The 16,653-nt window shown below is 53.8% G+C and carries 16 protein-coding genes; 9 read left to right on the top strand and 7 right to left on the bottom strand.

Annotated features, from left to right (window positions below; all coding sequences use genetic code 11):
• Positions 1 to 15: 15 nt before the first annotated feature.
• The 4 genes from ACLJRE_RS15300 to ybbA all read right to left on the bottom strand — a co-directional run bounded on the left by ACLJRE_RS15300 (position 16) and on the right by ybbA (position 5,519).
• Entirely contained in the window at positions 16 to 846 is an 831-nt protein-coding gene (locus ACLJRE_RS15300) for a MetQ/NlpA family ABC transporter substrate-binding protein (RefSeq protein ID WP_000524317.1), read from the bottom strand.
• Between the two features lie 256 nt (positions 847 to 1,102).
• Positions 1,103 to 2,236, bottom strand: coding sequence for a porin (locus ACLJRE_RS15305; RefSeq protein WP_000152866.1), 1,134 nt, complete (start codon positions 2,234 to 2,236; stop codon positions 1,103 to 1,105).
• A gap of 185 nt (positions 2,237 to 2,421) precedes the next feature.
• On the bottom strand, positions 2,422 to 4,836 hold the full coding sequence (gene ybbP / locus ACLJRE_RS15310; protein WP_000561765.1) for a putative ABC transporter permease subunit YbbP: 2,415 nt from the start codon (positions 4,834 to 4,836) through the stop codon (positions 2,422 to 2,424).
• Positions 4,833 to 5,519, bottom strand: a complete 687-nt coding sequence (gene ybbA, locus ACLJRE_RS15315; protein WP_001603001.1) for a putative ABC transporter ATP-binding protein YbbA — start codon at positions 5,517 to 5,519, stop codon at positions 4,833 to 4,835. Before ybbA ends, ybbP begins: the two co-directional genes overlap by 4 nt.
• On the opposite strand from ybbA, the gene tesA reads away from it, so the two are divergent.
• The 3 genes from tesA (at position 5,490) to cnoX (ending at position 7,943) form a co-directional block, all read left to right on the top strand.
• Positions 5,490 to 6,104 (top strand): multifunctional acyl-CoA thioesterase I/protease I/lysophospholipase L1, encoded by a 615-nt coding sequence (tesA, locus tag ACLJRE_RS15320; RefSeq protein ID WP_001010574.1) that lies wholly within the window; start codon positions 5,490 to 5,492, stop codon positions 6,102 to 6,104. The two genes, ybbA and tesA, sit on opposite strands and share 30 nt — an antisense overlap.
• A gap of 154 nt (positions 6,105 to 6,258) precedes the next feature.
• Positions 6,259 to 7,029, top strand: a complete 771-nt coding sequence (locus ACLJRE_RS15325; RefSeq protein ID WP_001172804.1) for an SDR family oxidoreductase — start codon at positions 6,259 to 6,261, stop codon at positions 7,027 to 7,029.
• Between the two features lie 59 nt (positions 7,030 to 7,088).
• Positions 7,089 to 7,943, top strand: a complete 855-nt coding sequence (cnoX, locus tag ACLJRE_RS15330) for a chaperedoxin (protein ID WP_000116066.1) — start codon at positions 7,089 to 7,091, stop codon at positions 7,941 to 7,943.
• Between the two features lie 85 nt (positions 7,944 to 8,028).
• Here cnoX and fetB read toward each other — a convergent pair whose 3' ends face one another.
• Both fetB and fetA read right to left on the bottom strand, forming a co-directional pair.
• Positions 8,029 to 8,808: an iron efflux ABC transporter permease subunit FetB gene (gene fetB / locus ACLJRE_RS15335; RefSeq protein WP_001002130.1), complete on the bottom strand. Its 780-nt coding sequence runs from the start codon at positions 8,806 to 8,808 to the stop codon at positions 8,029 to 8,031.
• On the bottom strand, positions 8,795 to 9,472 hold the full coding sequence (fetA, locus tag ACLJRE_RS15340; protein WP_000140195.1) for an iron efflux ABC transporter ATP-binding subunit FetA: 678 nt from the start codon (positions 9,470 to 9,472) through the stop codon (positions 8,795 to 8,797). Before fetA ends, fetB begins: the two co-directional genes overlap by 14 nt.
• Before the next feature lie 146 nt (positions 9,473 to 9,618).
• Between fetA and ACLJRE_RS15345 the strand changes: the two genes are divergently transcribed.
• The gene (locus tag ACLJRE_RS15345; protein WP_000906146.1) at positions 9,619 to 10,536 is read left to right on the top strand and encodes an SPFH domain-containing protein; all 918 of its coding nucleotides are present in this window, start codon (positions 9,619 to 9,621) and stop codon (positions 10,534 to 10,536) included.
• Complete coding sequence (locus tag ACLJRE_RS15350) at positions 10,533 to 10,985, top strand: NfeD family protein (RefSeq protein ID WP_000561177.1); 453 nt, start codon at positions 10,533 to 10,535, stop codon at positions 10,983 to 10,985. The genes ACLJRE_RS15345 and ACLJRE_RS15350 overlap by 4 nt, the downstream gene beginning before the upstream one ends.
• Here ACLJRE_RS15350 and cueR read toward each other — a convergent pair whose 3' ends face one another.
• A complete protein-coding gene (cueR, locus tag ACLJRE_RS15355; RefSeq protein WP_001026760.1) occupies positions 10,986 to 11,402 on the bottom strand; it encodes a Cu(I)-responsive transcriptional regulator in 417 nt (138 codons plus the stop codon). It abuts the gene before it with no gap.
• A gap of 109 nt (positions 11,403 to 11,511) precedes the next feature.
• Here cueR and copA point away from each other — a divergent pair, with 109 nt between their 5' ends.
• From copA to ybaK, 4 genes are all read left to right on the top strand, one after another.
• Positions 11,512 to 14,013: a copper-exporting P-type ATPase CopA gene (gene copA, locus ACLJRE_RS15360; protein ID WP_000083913.1), complete on the top strand. Its 2,502-nt coding sequence runs from the start codon at positions 11,512 to 11,514 to the stop codon at positions 14,011 to 14,013.
• Positions 14,014 to 14,165: 152 nt separating this feature from the next.
• Complete coding sequence (locus ACLJRE_RS15365) at positions 14,166 to 15,002, top strand: lysozyme inhibitor LprI family protein (RefSeq protein ID WP_023212906.1); 837 nt, start codon at positions 14,166 to 14,168, stop codon at positions 15,000 to 15,002.
• A gap of 76 nt (positions 15,003 to 15,078) precedes the next feature.
• The gene (locus ACLJRE_RS15370) at positions 15,079 to 15,873 is read left to right on the top strand and encodes a TraB/GumN family protein (protein WP_023212905.1); all 795 of its coding nucleotides are present in this window, start codon (positions 15,079 to 15,081) and stop codon (positions 15,871 to 15,873) included.
• 201 nt (positions 15,874 to 16,074) lie between these two features.
• Positions 16,075 to 16,554, top strand: a complete 480-nt coding sequence (gene ybaK, locus ACLJRE_RS15375; RefSeq protein ID WP_023212904.1) for a Cys-tRNA(Pro)/Cys-tRNA(Cys) deacylase YbaK — start codon at positions 16,075 to 16,077, stop codon at positions 16,552 to 16,554.
• Positions 16,555 to 16,653 lie beyond the last annotated feature (99 nt).

The following is a 16,653-nucleotide window of genomic DNA, read 5'->3' on the forward strand; positions in this document are numbered from 1 at the left end:
TGGCTACCGCTGCGATCAGGGTGTCGCGGTCATCCATTCCGGTTTCTGGAAGGCGCTATAAATATTCTTTGGATCGTCGATGACCGCGCGATAAGCCGGCGATTTCACCGCCTCGACAATATCTTTGGCAAACGGCTTATCGGCATCTTCACTGCGTACCGCAATGATATTTTTCAGATTCTCATCCAGGTGTTCCTGCTTAATCGCGCTGGAAAGATCCAGTCCTGCCGCCACCGCAAAGTTCCCGTTAACCAGCGCGCCGGTCACGCCATCCAGCGTGCGCGGTAGCTGTGCGGCTTCCAGCGGTTTGAAAACCAGTCCTTTTGGATTGCTGGCGATATCTCGTTCAGAGGCTTTGGTCGGATCGATATTGTCCTTAATCGTGATAAGCCCCAACGATTGCAGGAAGCGAAGGCCGCGCGCCAGGTTGGTCGGATCGTTGGAGAGGGTAATAATGTCCCCTTTTTTAAGCGCATCCAGACTGTTGATTTTACGTGAATAGAAGCCCATCCCGGCGGTCGGTACCACAATAAGTTTGCTGAGCTTCAACCCTTTGTCAGCGGTGAATTTGTCAAAATAGAGGGTATGTTGAAAGAGGTTGGCGTCAATGCTGCCGTTAGCTAACGCCATATTGGGCTGGACATAGTCGCTAAACTCGCGCACCACGACCTTATACCCTTTTTCTTTTAATGTCGGCGCAATCGCCTGCTTCACCATGTCGCCATACGGCCCTGGCGCGACGCCAAATACGATCGTTTGCGGGGAACTATCGGCATGGGCAAACTGTAATCCGCAGGCCAGTAATAGCGTGCTGGCCGCAATGCGTAAACTCTGACGCAATCCCATAATTTCTCCATTTTAAATAGTGTGATGCTGTGCCGGATGCCGTTCATGCGGCATCGTCTGTTTTGGCCCAAACGAAAGGCTATTTCTTAACATGACACAGATCACAGCCTGCTGTCCTTGAAATTATTTCATGATGTTTCCTGGTGTGTCGTTAAATGTACGAGGCAGGCGCTCAGGCGTGTGTCAGGCGGGAATAGCGTAGAGGGAAATGCCGGATAAGAGGTCTTAACGCCAACATCCGGCAGAGGAAAACGCTTTAGAAATCGTAACGCAGACGCACCAGGTTCATATCGCCCAGATTGTCAGTGCTGGAGGTGAAAACATGTTCATAATCAACGCGGAAACCATAATCCAGTTGGAAGGTGATCCCCACGCCGTTATCGGTACGCAGATAGTCGCGGCCATTCACATATTCAATGCGGTCGCCCATAAAGTACGGTTGAATAGCTTTCACGGCATACTGACCAATCGGGAAAGCGTAACCGACAAAATATTCCAGCCCCCACGCATCGCCGGCAAAGTAATCATTCACAGACACTTTTTTGGTCGTCATAAAGTTCTGATACCAACCGCCGCCTGCGGCGATAGTCCAGTTTTCCGGCGTCCAGCTTAACGCGGTACCGACAATATTTTGATCGTAAGTTTTATTGCCGTTGCCGCGCATCTCCGCACGGGTATAGTTCCATGCCGTCCCCCAGGTCAGATCGTCGGTGAGATGGTAATCCGCGCCTAAAGAACCGCCGCCTTTACGTTTGTAATTCAGGCCGTTATTGGCATTATAATCGTCGCTGAACAGATAAGACGCGTAGAGATCGACATTACCAATGCTTTTCTTATACTTCAATGATTTACGCGTGCGATAAGAACCATCGTAGTCGCCGTTAATCCCGTTGCCCGGCGCCTGACCTATCATGTCGTAATCCCAGATATCGGTTTTTGCGCCCACCACATCGTAATAAATGCTGTTCTGTTGACCGAAGGTCAGCGTTCCCCACGTCGCGCTCTTGAAGCCGGTATACAGCATACGGCGAGTGGTATCAGTCGCGCCCTTCGCATAATGGTTATCCCAGTCAAATACCGCAGGGATATTGACGCCCAGCTCGTAATAGCTAATCCAACTGATATCATCAAACAGATAGTAATCCGCGGCGAAGCGGAAACGCGTCCCGCCATCAAAACCATTACGTTTATAACCGTTCGCGCCGTCATTGCCGGTCATATTCTGGAACTGCGGACGAATACTCCCGCCGACGGTGAAATTGAGTCGGCTGAGTGGATTACCCGCCTGGGGATCTTGTTTTAAAACGGTGATTTCCGCCTGAGTAGCGAAAGGCATGAAAGCCACTGCCGCGCCGATCGATGCCGCCAACGCTGTTATTTTAATTGTCATTATATTTTCCTTGATAGATAGCCAATCCAAATCATTTAGCAGGCAAATAATAACTGTTATAAAACCTTACGTGTTGTGTATTTTTTAATGATTTGTGCTACTAAAAATCAAGGAGTTAGCAATTTGTGCGACTAAAAAAGTACGCGCCGTTTTAAAAACCGGCGAGAAATTATTCACATCATGAATCATCCACTAAACTGTCGGAATAGCGCTTTGCCTTTCAGCAAACGAACGCCAAGCCAGCCGCCGCATACGGAAAGCAGCAGCGCGCCGCAAAACGGCAGTGCGCCCCATAAACGCCAGTCCGGCTCCCAGGGGAAATCAAAAACGTTGATTTGTAAGATCGCCAGCGCCGTTTCCGCGCCAATCGCGGCGACCAGCCCGGCAACTAACCCCAGCATGGCGAATTCGCACCAGAGTGTGGTACGCAACAGTTTCTTTCCGGCTCCTAACGTGCGCCACACCACCAGCTCCTGATGGCGCTGACGCATCCCGACCTGTACCTGAGCCAGTAATAGCAACATGCCGCAGAGGGTGACTAGCACAACCATCACCTCCAGCGCCCGACTGACCTGCTCCAGCACCTGTCCCACCTGTTTCAGGATCGCCCCGATATCTAACAGGCTGACGGTAGGAAACTCGCGGTTAAGCTGCGTTAACATGCCGTTGCCATTCTCCCAGCGAAAACTGGTCAACCAGCTTTGCGGTTGCCCGTCCAGCGCCCCGGAAGGAAAAATGAAGAAAAAGTTGGGCCGCAGGCTTTCCCAGTCCACTTGACGCAGGCTGGTGACTTTAGCGCTAAATGCCTGGGTATCGCCCATAAAGGTTACGCTATCGCCGAGTTTGACGTTCAACCGCTTCGCCAGCCCCTCTTCCATAGAGACTTCGCCCGGTTTTGGCGGCCAGTGACCGGCGACCAGCGGATTATGCGCCGGGCGCGTATCCTGCCAGGTCAAATTCAGTTCACGGTTGAGCGACTCATCCTGCTGACCTTCCGTCGGATTACCATTTATCCTGGTTAACCGCGCCCGCACAATCGGATAAAACGTCTGCGGAATCACCTGATGTTCCGCCAAAAAGGCTTTCAGCGGCGCGACCTGCTCTGAAGCAATATTGATAAGGAAATAGTTCGGGCTTTCCGGCGGGAGCTGCTGTTGCCAGCGATCAAGGAGGTCGCCGCGCAGCACCAGCAAGAGCGCCAGCAGCATAAACGAAAGCGAAAACGCCGAAAGCTGACTCAACGTTGACCACGGCTGACGCAGAAGTCGGCTGACGGCCAGACGCAGCGGTAGCGACGTCAACGTCATGCCGCGCAGCACGTTAAGCAGCATCCAGCCCACCAGACCGCACAGCAGCGCCAGTATCACTGCACCCGCCAGAACCGCCCACAACAGCATACTTCCGCCCATCAATCCGGCGAGCAGCGCCACCACGACGGCGCAGGCGACAGGCAAATAAATTTTTAACGGCCAGACGCGAGCGACAACATCGCGGCGCAGCACCCGTAGCGGCTGGGTCGCCAGCAACAATCGATAAGGTCGTAAACCGACCAGCAGAGAGATGACCGTCATCGCACCCAGCGCCCACAGCCAGGGCCACAGGCTGGCGGGCGGCAAATCGGCGGGCAATACCGGTTTTAGCAGCACCAGCAATATGTTTTCAAACAGTAACCCAATCGCGCCTCCCGTGACGGCGGAAAGCCCCAGCACCATCAACCACTGTCCGATGATAAGTTTACGCAACTGGGCCCGGCCCGCGCCCAACGTTTTTAAAATCGCCACCAGATCGTAGCGGCTACGGCAGTAATGGCTCATCGCCACCGCGACGGCAGCTACCGCCAGCAGTAGCGTTAATAACGCCGAAAGCAGCAAAAACTGCTGCGAACGTTCGAGCGATTTCCCCAATGCCCCGTCATCCTGCTCCAGTCCGTACCAGCGATGTTCCGGTTTAAGCTGCGGTAACAGCCAGCTTTCATAGCCAGCAAGCTGTTGCGGCGTTCCGCCGAATTTATACCGCCACATCACGCGGCTCCCCGGCTGTATCGCACCGGTTTTTGCCACATCGGCCATATTCATCATCAGACGCGGCGCCATCTGAAAAGGGTTAAACCCGGAATCCGGCTCCTGCACCACTTCACCGGCAATACGCAAGGTCACGTCGCCGACATCAATGGTATCGCCCGTTTTCAAATTAAGCAGCGCCATCAGACGCGGCGCCAGCAGTACGCTACCCGGCTGCGGTTTCACTCCGTCAGGACGGGTTTGCAATTCGCCGTACATCGGATAAACGCTATCTACCGCCTTCACGCTGGCCAGTTGCGGCGTATCGCCAGCAAACGTCATGGTCGCAAAGGTTAACTGCTCGCCCACGTTAAGGCCGCGTTTACGCGCCTCTTCAAGCCAGGCCTTCGGTACCTCCCGCGAACTTTGCAGCGTCCGATCGCCTGCCATAAACTCGCGGCTTTGCTGACTTAACCCTTTTTCCATCCGGTCGCTGATACTGCCGAGCGCCAGTACGCAGGCCACCGCCAGACTCAACGCCAGCCAGACAATAATCAGCGACGGCGAGCGCCATTCGCGCCAGAACCAGCGAGCTATCATGCCTCCTCCTGTAACTGACCGTTGACCAACCGCAGCCGCCGGTCGCAGCGCGCCGCCAGCGCCGGGTCGTGCGTCACCAGAATCAGCGTGGTGCCGTGCTCGCGGTTAAGCGAAAATAGCAGGTCGGCGATTTTATCTCCGGTCTGACGGTCAAGGTTGCCCGTCGGCTCATCGGCAAACAGCACATCAGGACGCCCGTTAAACGCGCGCGCCAGCGCTACACGCTGCTGTTCGCCGCCGGAAAGCTGTGCCGGAAGGTGGTCAAGCCGTTTTCCCAGTCCCAGTTGTTCGAGCAGCGCTTTCGCCCCCGCCTTACTCTGACCGCTGTTTTCACCGCGTAGCAGGGCCGGTAGCTCAACGTTTTCCAGCGCGTTAAGCGTAGGAATAAGCATGAAGGATTGAAAAACAAAACCGACATGCTGAGCGCGAAGCTGCGCCCGCGCCTCTTCGTCCATCTGGTGAAGCGGTTTCCCCACCAGACTGACCTCTCCGCTACTGCCGTCATCCAGTCCGGCGAGAATCGCCAGCAGCGTAGATTTTCCCGATCCTGATTCGCCAATCAGCGCAATGGTTTCGCCGCGTTTGACAACCAGTTCAACTCCGGTAAGGATGGGAAGCTCATGCTCACCCTGACCGACGGACTTCCTGAGACGATGAACTTCAACACTGTTTTCCGCTGGCATTTGCCCTTCCTGTTTTTGATCCTGTTAACTTTCCGTGCCGCCGCCGCAGACACCTTATTAATTCTGGGCGATAGCCTCAGCGCCGGTTACCGTATGGCCGCCAGCGCGGCATGGCCGTCGCTCCTTAATGATAAATGGCAAAACAAAACGTCGGTCGTTAATGCCAGTATAAGCGGAGATACCTCGCAGCAGGGACTGGCGCGTTTGCCGGCGCTGTTGCAACAGCATCACCCGCGCTGGGTAGTGGTGGAACTTGGCGGCAACGATGGACTACGCGGTTTTGCACCTGCGCAAACCGAACAGACGCTACGTAAAATCATTCAGACGGTGAAAGCCGCCGATGCCCAACCGTTACTGATGCAAATTCATCTGCCCGCAAACTACGGTCGCCGTTATAATGAATCCTTTAGCGCCATTTATCCTAAGCTCGCCAAAGAGTTCGATATTCCTCTGTTACCGTTTTTTATGGAAGAGGTATATCTGAAACCGCAGTGGATGCAGGATGACGGCATTCATCCCAACCGCGACGCCCAGCCGTTTATTGCCGACTGGATGGCGAAGCAGTTGACCCCTTTTCTCTCCTGAATAATTCGAGTTGCATGAAGGCGGCACGTAAGAGAATGTCCAGGAGCATAGATACCTATGTGACTGGAGTAAACGAACGCACAGGCAACTTGAAGTATGACGGATATAGTTAACCACGACTCTTAAATCAACGGAGATCCTGACAGGTAAAGTTATGCAAAAATCGGTCTTAATAACAGGATGTTCCAGCGGAATCGGTCTGGACAGCGCGCTTGAACTTAAACGCCAGGGCTTTCAAATCCTGGCGGGCTGCCGCAAACCTGATGATGTCGCCCGGATGAACAGTATGGGATTTACCGGCGTGTTGATCGATCTCGACTCCCCTGAAAGCGTGGATCGTGCCGCCGATGAAGTGATCGCCCTGACCGATAATCGTCTGTATGGGATCTTTAACAATGCCGGCTACGGCGTGTATGGCCCCCTTTCCACCATCAGCCGTGAGCAGATGGAGCAACAGTTTTCCAGTAATTTCTTCGGCGCGCATCAGCTTACTATGCGCTTACTTCCCGCCATGTTGCCGCATGGCGAAGGACGCATTGTGATGACCTCATCGGTGATGGGGCTGATTTCCACCCCAGGGCGCGGCGCTTACGCCGCCAGCAAATATGCGCTCGAAGCCTGGTCTGACGCGCTACGTATGGAGCTACGGCACACAGGCATTAAAGTGAGTCTGATAGAACCGGGACCAATTCGTACCCGTTTTACGGATAACGTTAACCAGACGCAGCGTGATAAACCGGTAGAAAATCCCGGCATCGCCGCACGTTTCACCCGCGATCCTGACGCGGTAGTAGCGAAAGTGCGTCATGCTTTTGCAAGCGATAAACCCAGGCTGCGCTATCCCGTTACGCTGGTCACCTGGGCAGTGATGGCGCTGAAACGCCTATTGCCGGGCCGGATGCTGGATAAAATTTTACAAAGCTGAGTTGAAGCGCGCCCGTCAGCCCCCATGTAAACGTGACACAGACAAAAGAGAGCGACGCCATGTCCGTACAGAACATTGTCAATATTAATGAATCCAACCTGCAGCAGACCTTAGAGCAGTCCATGACCACGCCGGTACTGTTCTATTTCTGGTCTGAACGCAGCCAACACTGTCTGCAATTAACGCCAGTGCTGGAAAGTCTGGCTGCCCAGTACCACGGTCAGTTTATTCTGGCAAAGCTGGACTGCGACGCCGAACAGATGATCGCCGCTCAGTTTGGTCTGCGCGCCATCCCGACAGTCTATCTGTTCCAGAATGGCCAACCGGTCGATGGTTTCCAGGGACCGCAGCCGGAAGAGGCGATCCGCGCTCTGCTGGATAAAGTACTGCCGCGTGAAGAAGAGCTAAAAGCGCAACAAGCGATGCAGTTAATGCAGGAGGGCAACTATGTTGACGCGCTGCCGTTGCTCAAAGACGCCTGGCAGCTCTCTTCGCAGAACAGTGAGATTGGCCTGTTACTGGCGGAAGCGCAAATTGCGCTGAACCGCTCTGAAGAGGCCGAAGCGGTGTTAAAAACTATCCCGCTACAGGATCAGGATACCCGTTATCAGGGGCTGGTTGCGCAGATCGAACTGCTTAAACAGGCGGCGGATACGCCGGAAATTCAGCAACTTCAGCAGCAAGTCGCGGAGAATCCGCAGGATGCGGCTTTGGCAACGCAACTGGCGTTGCAGTTGCACCAGGTCGGACGTAATGAAGAAGCGCTGGAATTGCTGTTCAGCCATCTGAGAAAAGATCTTGCCGCCGCCGAGGGACAAACGCGCAAAACCTTCCAGGAGATCCTTGCCGCGCTCGGCACCGGCGACGCGCTGGCGTCGAAATACCGCCGCCAGTTGTACGCGCTACTGTATTAATCCTCTCTTGCCTGATGGCGCGCTTATCTGGCCTACCTGTCGTCCTCAGGCCGGATAAGGCGCTTGCGCCATCATCCGGCCACTATCATGATTTCTTGAGCGGCATCACTACCAACTGATGACGCGAATTATAGAACTTCCGGTAGGTTAAATAGCAGGCAATGATGGTAGACAGGCTGGCTGTCGACAACAGCATAAACGTTACCATAATTTGATATTTAATCGCTTTTACCGGATCGATCCCGGCAAAAATCAGCCCGGACATCATCCCCGGCAGGCTCACCAGCCCAACGGTCTTTGCCGAGTCGATCGTCGGGATAAGCGATGCGCGGATGCTATCGCGGATAAGCCCGGCGGAGGCCATTTTCGGCGTTGCGCCCAAACTTAACTTTTCCTGGATTTGCTGCTGCTCGCTATGAAAACGCAGCCCCAGTTGGTTGTAGCACAGCCCTACCGCCACCATCGCATTGCCGGCGACCATGCCAGCGATGGGAATCACCTGCATCGGCGCAAATTCAATCGAACCGGTAAGCACCAGTACCGTCAGCGTTAGTCCGGCGCCGACGGTGATGGCGATAAACGAGGAGAGAAATGCCTTATCGATATATTTACTGCGCTTTTGCGCGTTCCAGGCAGCGTTAAAACAGATGAACAGCACCATTAGCAGCGTCAGGGCGGCATGATTAACGCCAAAGATGTATTTCAGTACATAGCCGACAATAATGAGCTGTATCACCGCCCGGCATACGCTCCACAGAATATCTTTTTCCAGCGCCAGCTTTTCCTTGTGACTGATGAGCATCGCGACCACCACTAGCAGCATCGATAACGCCAGCGAGGTATTGGTAATATTATGCTCGTTCATAACGCGCCTCCTGCATCTCTCCGGCAGATGGCGTTAACGTTATCACCTTATCCGCGTGTTGAATTTCATCTTTATCATGCGTTACCCACAAGACAGCGACCTGCTTATCGCGAACATAGCGATGAATAATATCATTCACATTCCGTTTGTTATGTTCATCCAGCGCGCTGGTTATTTCGTCGAGTAACAGTATTTTCGGCAGAAACTGTAGATTACGAATTAGAGCAATACGCTGTTTTTCTCCACCGGAAAGCGCGGTAATCGGTTTTTGCAGAATCGTCTCCGGCAGTTCAAAACGCGCCAGATCGTCTGCGAAGGCTGTCGGCTGCGGGCGCTGATGGCGAATTTGCCAGGGAAAAATCAGGTTATCGTAAACCGTATCGCCAAATAGCGCTGGCGTCTGAGCGCAATAAGAAACCTGCTGGCGATAGGCTTCCGGACTCAGAGTAGTAATATCCTGCCCCTCAAAAAGAATCACGCCGATATCAGGGCTTATTAATGAGGCCACCATTTTCAACAACGTACTTTTTCCGCAGCCAGAAGGACCGGTAATTAACTTAAATTCGCCGCGTTGCAGCGTAAAACTGATGTTATTCACTATTTTTGTCGTCGCAGTCCGGTAACCGACCTGCTTTAACTCAAGCAACATGCTACGTTCTGTCATTTATTGCGCATCCGTTGTTCATATTTTTATAGCGATAGTGTATCCCTGTAATTAATAAGGGGGGAACATGCTTTACTGAATCAGGTATAATTCGCTTAATTCGTCAGCAAAATCGGTTTATGGACAACGCAACAGGAGGTTTAGCTATGCTCATTCTTATCCCTATTCTCATTTTCGTCGCGCTGGTGATCGTCGGCGCGGGCGTCAAAATCGTTCCGCAGGGATACCAGTGGACGGTGGAGCGCTTTGGACGTTACACCAAAACCCTGCAGCCGGGATTAAGCCTTGTTGTACCATTTATGGACAGAATTGGCCGCAAGATCAATATGATGGAGCAGGTGCTGGATATTCCGTCGCAGGAGGTGATCTCAAAAGATAACGCCAACGTCACTATCGATGCGGTCTGTTTTATTCAGGTTATCGATGCGCCGCGCGCCGCTTATGAAGTCAGCAACCTGGAACTGGCGATCATTAACCTGACCATGACCAATATCCGTACGGTGCTCGGTTCGATGGAGCTGGATGAGATGCTCTCCCAGCGCGACAGCATCAACACACGGCTGCTGCATATTGTCGATGAAGCCACCAACCCGTGGGGAATTAAAGTTACCCGTATCGAAATTCGCGATGTCCGCCCGCCCGCGGAATTGATCTCCTCGATGAACGCCCAGATGAAAGCGGAACGTACCAAACGCGCCTATATCCTTGAGGCCGAAGGGGTGCGTCAGGCGGAAATCCTGAAAGCCGAGGGGGAAAAACAGTCGCAGATTCTGAAAGCCGAAGGCGAACGTCAGTCCGCTTTCCTGCAGGCGGAAGCGCGCGAACGTTCCGCCGAAGCGGAAGCCCGCGCTACGCAGATGGTGTCTGAAGCCATCGCCGCCGGGGATATTCAGGCGATAAACTATTTCGTGGCGCAGAAATACACCGAAGCGTTACAGCAAATCGGCTCGGCGAATAACAGCAAAGTGGTCATGATGCCGCTGGATGCCAGCAGTCTGATGGGCGCTATCGCCGGGATCAGCGAGCTGGTTAAGGACAGCGCCAGCGAACGGAAAAAAGCATGATAGCGATGATTCTGGTACATCCGCATATCTTCTGGCTTAGCCTCGGCGGCCTGTTGTTGGCCGCGGAAATGCTCGGCGGTAACGGCTATTTGCTGTGGAGCGGCGTGGCGGCAGTGATTACCGGCTTAACCGTCTGGCTCTTACCGCTCGGCTGGGAATGGCAGGGCGTGCTGTTTGCGGCCTTAACGTTGCTGGCGGCCTGGCTTTGGTGGCGCTGGCTGGCGCGTCGCGTGCGGGAACAGAAGCCGACCGACAGCCGCCTTAACCAACGCGGACAACAACTGGTAGGCCGCCGGTTTATGCTTGATGCCGCGTTAGTGAACGGACGGGGTCATATGCGTGTCGGCGACAGCTCGTGGCCGGTATGCGCTGACGAAGACCTGCGCGCAGGTACGCATGTCGAAGTGATCGCCGTGGAAGGCATCACCTTACGCATTCGCGCCGTTTAATCAACGTGGCTTTTGCGCCTTGTGATGACAGCAGCCAGAAAGATTATCAATAATCGGGCAGTCGGCGCTGTCATCGCCGGGACAACTCTCCGCCAGCGCCAGCAATTGATCGCGCATTGATTGCAGCTCGCTGATATGGCGCTCGATCTCCGCGACCTTTTCCAGCGTCCGCTTTTTCACATCTGCGCTATGGCGTCGCGGATCGTTAAACAGATTGACCAGTTCGCCACACTCTTCCAGATTAAACCCCACCTGCCTCGCCTGTCGCAGCAACGTCAACTCGTTTAAATGCTTCTGCGTATAGGTGCGATAACCATTTTCGCTACGTAATGGCGGCGTCACCAGCCCTTTCTCTTCATAAAACCGAATGGCTTTGCTGGTTAAACCGGTTTTTTTCGCCACATCGCTAATATTCATATTTCCCCCTTGACCTTAACCTTGCTGGAAGGTTTAACCTTTATCACAGTGAGTCACTACGATTACTAAGGTCAATGAATTGATGACCAATCATAAAGGAGTTTTTACTATGTCTCAAACTATCGACCTGACCCTGGACGGTTTGTCCTGCGGTCATTGCGTTAAACGCGTGAAAGAAAGTCTTGAACAACGTCCGGATGTTGAGCTGGCGGACGTCACCGTAACCGAAGCGCACGTTACCGGTACCGCCAGTGCGGACGCGTTAATTGAAACCATCAAACAAGCCGGGTATGGCGCGACGTTAAGCCACCCAAAGGCTAAACCGCTGACGGAGTCATCAATCCCGTCGGAAGCACTGGCAGCGGTTCCTCATGAGCTTCCGGTAGCGACGGCCGATGAAGAAAGCCAACAGTTGCTGTTAAGCGGCATGAGCTGCGCCAGTTGTGTCACCCGCGTACAACATGCGCTACAAAGCGTACCGGGCGTCACGCAGGCACGGGTAAACCTGGCGGAACGCACTGCGCTGGTGATGGGCAGCGCGTCCGCCGCTGATTTAGTGCAGGCGGTGGAAAAAGCCGGCTACGGCGCAGAGGCGATTGAAGATGACATCAAACGCCGCGAGCGCCAGCAGGAAACCGCCATCGCCACCATGAAACGTTTTCGCTGGCAGGCCATCGTCGCTCTGGCGGTCGGTATACCGGTCATGGTCTGGGGGATGATCGGCGATAACATGATGGTGACCGGCGACAACCGCAGCCTGTGGCTGGCTATTGGCCTGATCACGCTTGCGGTGATGGTCTTTGCGGGCGGTCATTTTTACCGTAACGCGTGGAAAAGCCTGCTGAACGGCACGGCGACGATGGATACGCTGGTGGCGCTCGGCACCGGGGTCGCCTGGCTCTACTCCATGAGCGTCAACCTGTGGCCGCAGTGGTTCCCGATGGAAGCGCGGCACCTCTATTACGAAGCCAGCGCGATGATTATCGGTCTGATTAATCTCGGACACATGCTGGAAGCGCGCGCCCGTCAGCGTTCCTCAAAAGCGCTGGAAAAATTACTCGATCTCACCCCGCCCACCGCACGCGTCGTGACAGAAGACGGCGAAAAAAGCGTCCCGCTGGCGGACGTTCAGCCAGGGATGCTGCTGCGGCTCACTACCGGCGATCGCGTGCCGGTGGATGGCGAAATTACCCAGGGCGAAGCCTGGCTTGATGAAGCCATGCTGACCGGCGAACCCATTCCGCAGCAAAAAGGCGAAGGCGACAGCGTTCATGCCGGTACCGTCGTCCAGGACGGCAGCGTCCTGTTCCGCGCCAGCGCGGTGGGCAGTCATACCACGCTGTCACGCATTATTCGCATGGTACGCCAGGCGCAAAGCAGTAAACCGGAAATTGGCCAACTGGCCGATAAAATCTCTGCGGTATTCGTTCCCGTAGTCGTGGCCATTGCGCTGTTCAGCGCCGCTATCTGGTATTTCTTCGGGCCGGCGCCGCAAATTGTTTATACGCTGGTCATCGCCACCACCGTACTGATTATCGCCTGCCCTTGCGCATTAGGCCTGGCGACGCCAATGTCGATTATTTCCGGCGTAGGCCGCGCTGCCGAATTCGGCGTGCTGGTACGCGACGCCGATGCCCTGCAACGCGCCAGTACGTTGGATACCCTCGTTTTTGATAAAACCGGGACGCTGACGGAAGGCAAGCCGCAAGTGGTGGCGGTAAAAACCTTTAACGGCGTTGAGGAAGCTCAGGCATTACGTCTGGCAGCCGCGCTCGAACAAGGCTCCAGCCACCCGCTGGCCCATGCGATTCTGGAAAAAGCCGGCGACGATAAACTGCCTCAGGTGAACGGTTTCAGAACGCTGCGCGGACTGGGCGTCAGCGGTGAAGCGGAAGGTCATCAACTGCTTCTGGGGAACCAGGCGTTGCTGAACGAACAGCACGTCGCCACGGATGATATGACGGCGGAAATCACCGCGCAGGCCTCGCAAGGCTCTACTCCGGTCCTGCTGGCGATTGACGGTAAAGCGGCGGCGTTACTGGCGGTACGCGATCCATTGCGCAGCGATAGTATTGCCGCGCTTGAACGCCTGCACAACGCCGGATACCGTCTGGTAATGCTCACCGGGGATAACCCAACGACGGCTAACGCGATTGCCAAAGAAGCGGGTATTGATGAAGTGATTGCGGGCGTTCTGCCGGATGGCAAAGCCGATGCGATTAAACGTCTGCAAAGCCAGGGTCGTCAGGTTGCGATGGTCGGCGATGGTATCAACGATGCGCCCGCGCTGGCGCAGGCGGACGTCGGTATCGCGATGGGCGGCGGCAGTGATGTGGCGATTGAAACCGCGGCGATTACGCTGATGCGCCATAGTCTGATGGGCGTGGCGGATGCGCTGGCCATTTCGCGCGCGACGTTGCGCAATATGAAGCAAAACCTGCTTGGCGCATTTATCTACAACAGCATTGGTATCCCGGTGGCCGCCGGTATTCTGTGGCCGTTTACCGGTACCTTGTTAAACCCGGTAGTAGCGGGTGCGGCAATGGCGCTGTCTTCCATTACCGTCGTGAGCAATGCCAACCGGCTATTGCGCTTTAAACCGAAAGCGTAAAAAGTCCTGTCAGGCAGCATTAGCTGCCTGATATATTATTAAGCCATCAGTAATTTACCGTATCAATATATAAAAATTTAACCGCACATCCTGTAGAAAAATAAAAAACAACATTTTATAATGTTTTTTTGAATCATAAGGATGTGTTATTTATGTTTAGAAAAGCAGTTACGCTTCTTTTCCTGCTTTCTCCCGCAGTTAGTTATGCAGGATTATTTGATTCCACTCCAGAGTTAAAATGTGGCAATGATAATGCAGTCACGGCGGCAAAAGAGTGGATTTACAATGAAGCATTAGGTCGTTTACAGCAAGACTATATTAAAGCGCCTTCCACGCTTTTCTTCGATATCCCCCAGACTCAGTACGAGCAGCAACTCCGGGCTATTCATGTTCAATTCAGTGATGTAATAACGCAAAATCCTCAATCAGAAAATGCCAACCTACGAATTTGCTCGGCTACCGTCGCCATGGGTATTCCTCAGTCATTGTTTAAAGTAATTAAATACTTACCAGATACTCTATTCTATATTTCACAAGGGAATGGACAGGTAATAAACAATACGGTGACCTGGAAAGAGGTTAACTACAATATCCAGCTTGCTGACAACAACAAAGATATTGTCGTCACCCCGGTGAAAAAAACCGATAAATTGGCGTGGTCTATTTATGTAATGGCAAGAATGACGGTATCTGGTGATAACCTCATAAAGAAAAAAAATAGCTCACTGATTGAAATCGCAGCAAAGAAATTTGAGAGTAGAGATCGCGAGCTTAATCAGGTCTGGAATTCACTACCCGCCTCTGCCCGAACGGCATTAAAACAAGAGCAGCGAGTCTGGGTGACCAAAAAAGAGCAGCAGTGCGGCAAACTTAGCGATGCAAAATCCGAGGCCTTACCTGCTGAAAAGCGCATCAGTATTTATACATGCCAGCTTGAAATGACCATCGCCAGAACGGCCTATCTCGACGGCAGCGAACTACCCGACTGATCGTTGACCTCCAGTCAGGGCGCATTGCGCCCTTTTCTCCAACGCGCTAGCATGAGCTTTTTCAAAGGGAGCGCGTATGGAGCTATTAAATCAACTTAAACGTTTATGGCGCGCGCTGCGTGGTACCCCAAATAGTTGGCCTGCTATCGATCTCTCCCTGCCCGGCGGTCGTCATCTGCATCTGGTTGGCAGTATTCATATGGGGACGCGCGATATGGCTCCTCTTCCAGCAAAGCTGGTGAAAAAGCTACGCCAGGCCGACGCGCTGGTCGTTGAAGCGGATATTTCCGGTAACGAAACGCCATTCAGCAATCTCCCCAAATGTCCGCCGTTGGTCGAACGTCTCAGCGCCGGGCAGCTAAGCGCACTGGAAAAACGGGTCAGCGAGTTGGGTATGCCGCTGATCCATTTTGATAATCAACCTTTATGGCAGATAGCTATGGTGCTACAGGCCACGCAGGCGCAACGGCTGGGATTGCGCCCGGACTATGGCATTGATTATCAGCTATTACAGGCTGCCCGCGAAGTGTCGCTGCCGGTGCAAGAGCTGGAAGGGGCGAAACACCAGCTCGAACTACTCTGCGATCTGCCCGATGGCGGGATGGCGCTGCTCGACGACACGCTGACGCACTGGCACACCAACGCACGGCTTTTGCAGGTGATGATCGGCTGGTGGCTTGAACAGCCGCCGACCAGCGTCGGCGCTTCGCTCCCCAGAACGTTTAGCCAACCGCTGTATGATGTACTGATGGTGAAACGCAATGAAGCCTGGCGCGACGCGCTGCTGGCACTGCCGCCGGGACGCTACGTGGTAGCCGTAGGGGCGCTACATCTGTACGGCGAAGGCAACCTACCGCAAATATTGAAATAAAAAAATGGCCAATATCGCTATTGGCCCGTCAAAGAGGAATTTCATCGTTATTATTATCCCGACGCTTTCGCTTCGGATCTTCAGATTGTCGCTCAAAGTTGCCGCAACTGCCAAGACCTAATGCACAAGATTATACTATTTTTTAGTCCGCTTTCGGGCGTATGCTGATGGCAAATCACGTCTGTAGTAAGAAGGAACGTTATGACACCCGCAGTTAAGTTACTCGAAAAAAACAAGATTCCGTTTAACATTCACACCTACGATCACGATCCGAATGAAACTAACTTTGGCGATGAAGTGGTGCGTAAGCTCGGGCTAAACGCCGATCAGGTGTATAAAACGCTTTTGGTCGCCGTGAATGGCGAGATGAAGCAACTGGCCGTCGCCGTGACGCCTGTAGCCGGGCAGCTGGATTTGAAAAAAGTCGCCAAAGCTCTGGGCGCGAAAAAGGTCGATATGGCCGACCCGATGGTGGCGCAACGCACCACGGGATATCTGGTCGGCGGGATCAGTCCGCTGGGACAGAAGAAACGGCTGCCCACACTGATTGACGCGCCTGCCCGCGCGTTTGCCACTATTTATGTTTCCGGTGGTAAACGCGGGCTGGATATTGAACTGGCGGCTGACGATTTGGCCGCCATACTGGGTGCTAAATTCGCTGATATCGCGCGTCGGGATTAAGCCTGCGTAAAATACATTGCCGGATAGCGGCGCAAACGCCTTATCCGGCCTACAGCAGACATAATCCGTAGGCCTTAAGGCTGCGCGCCATCAGGCAGA

It is taken from the genome of Salmonella sp. SAL04157 (assembly GCF_046551635.1).
In the GTDB taxonomy this organism is placed as follows: domain Bacteria; phylum Pseudomonadota; class Gammaproteobacteria; order Enterobacterales; family Enterobacteriaceae; genus Salmonella; species Salmonella enterica.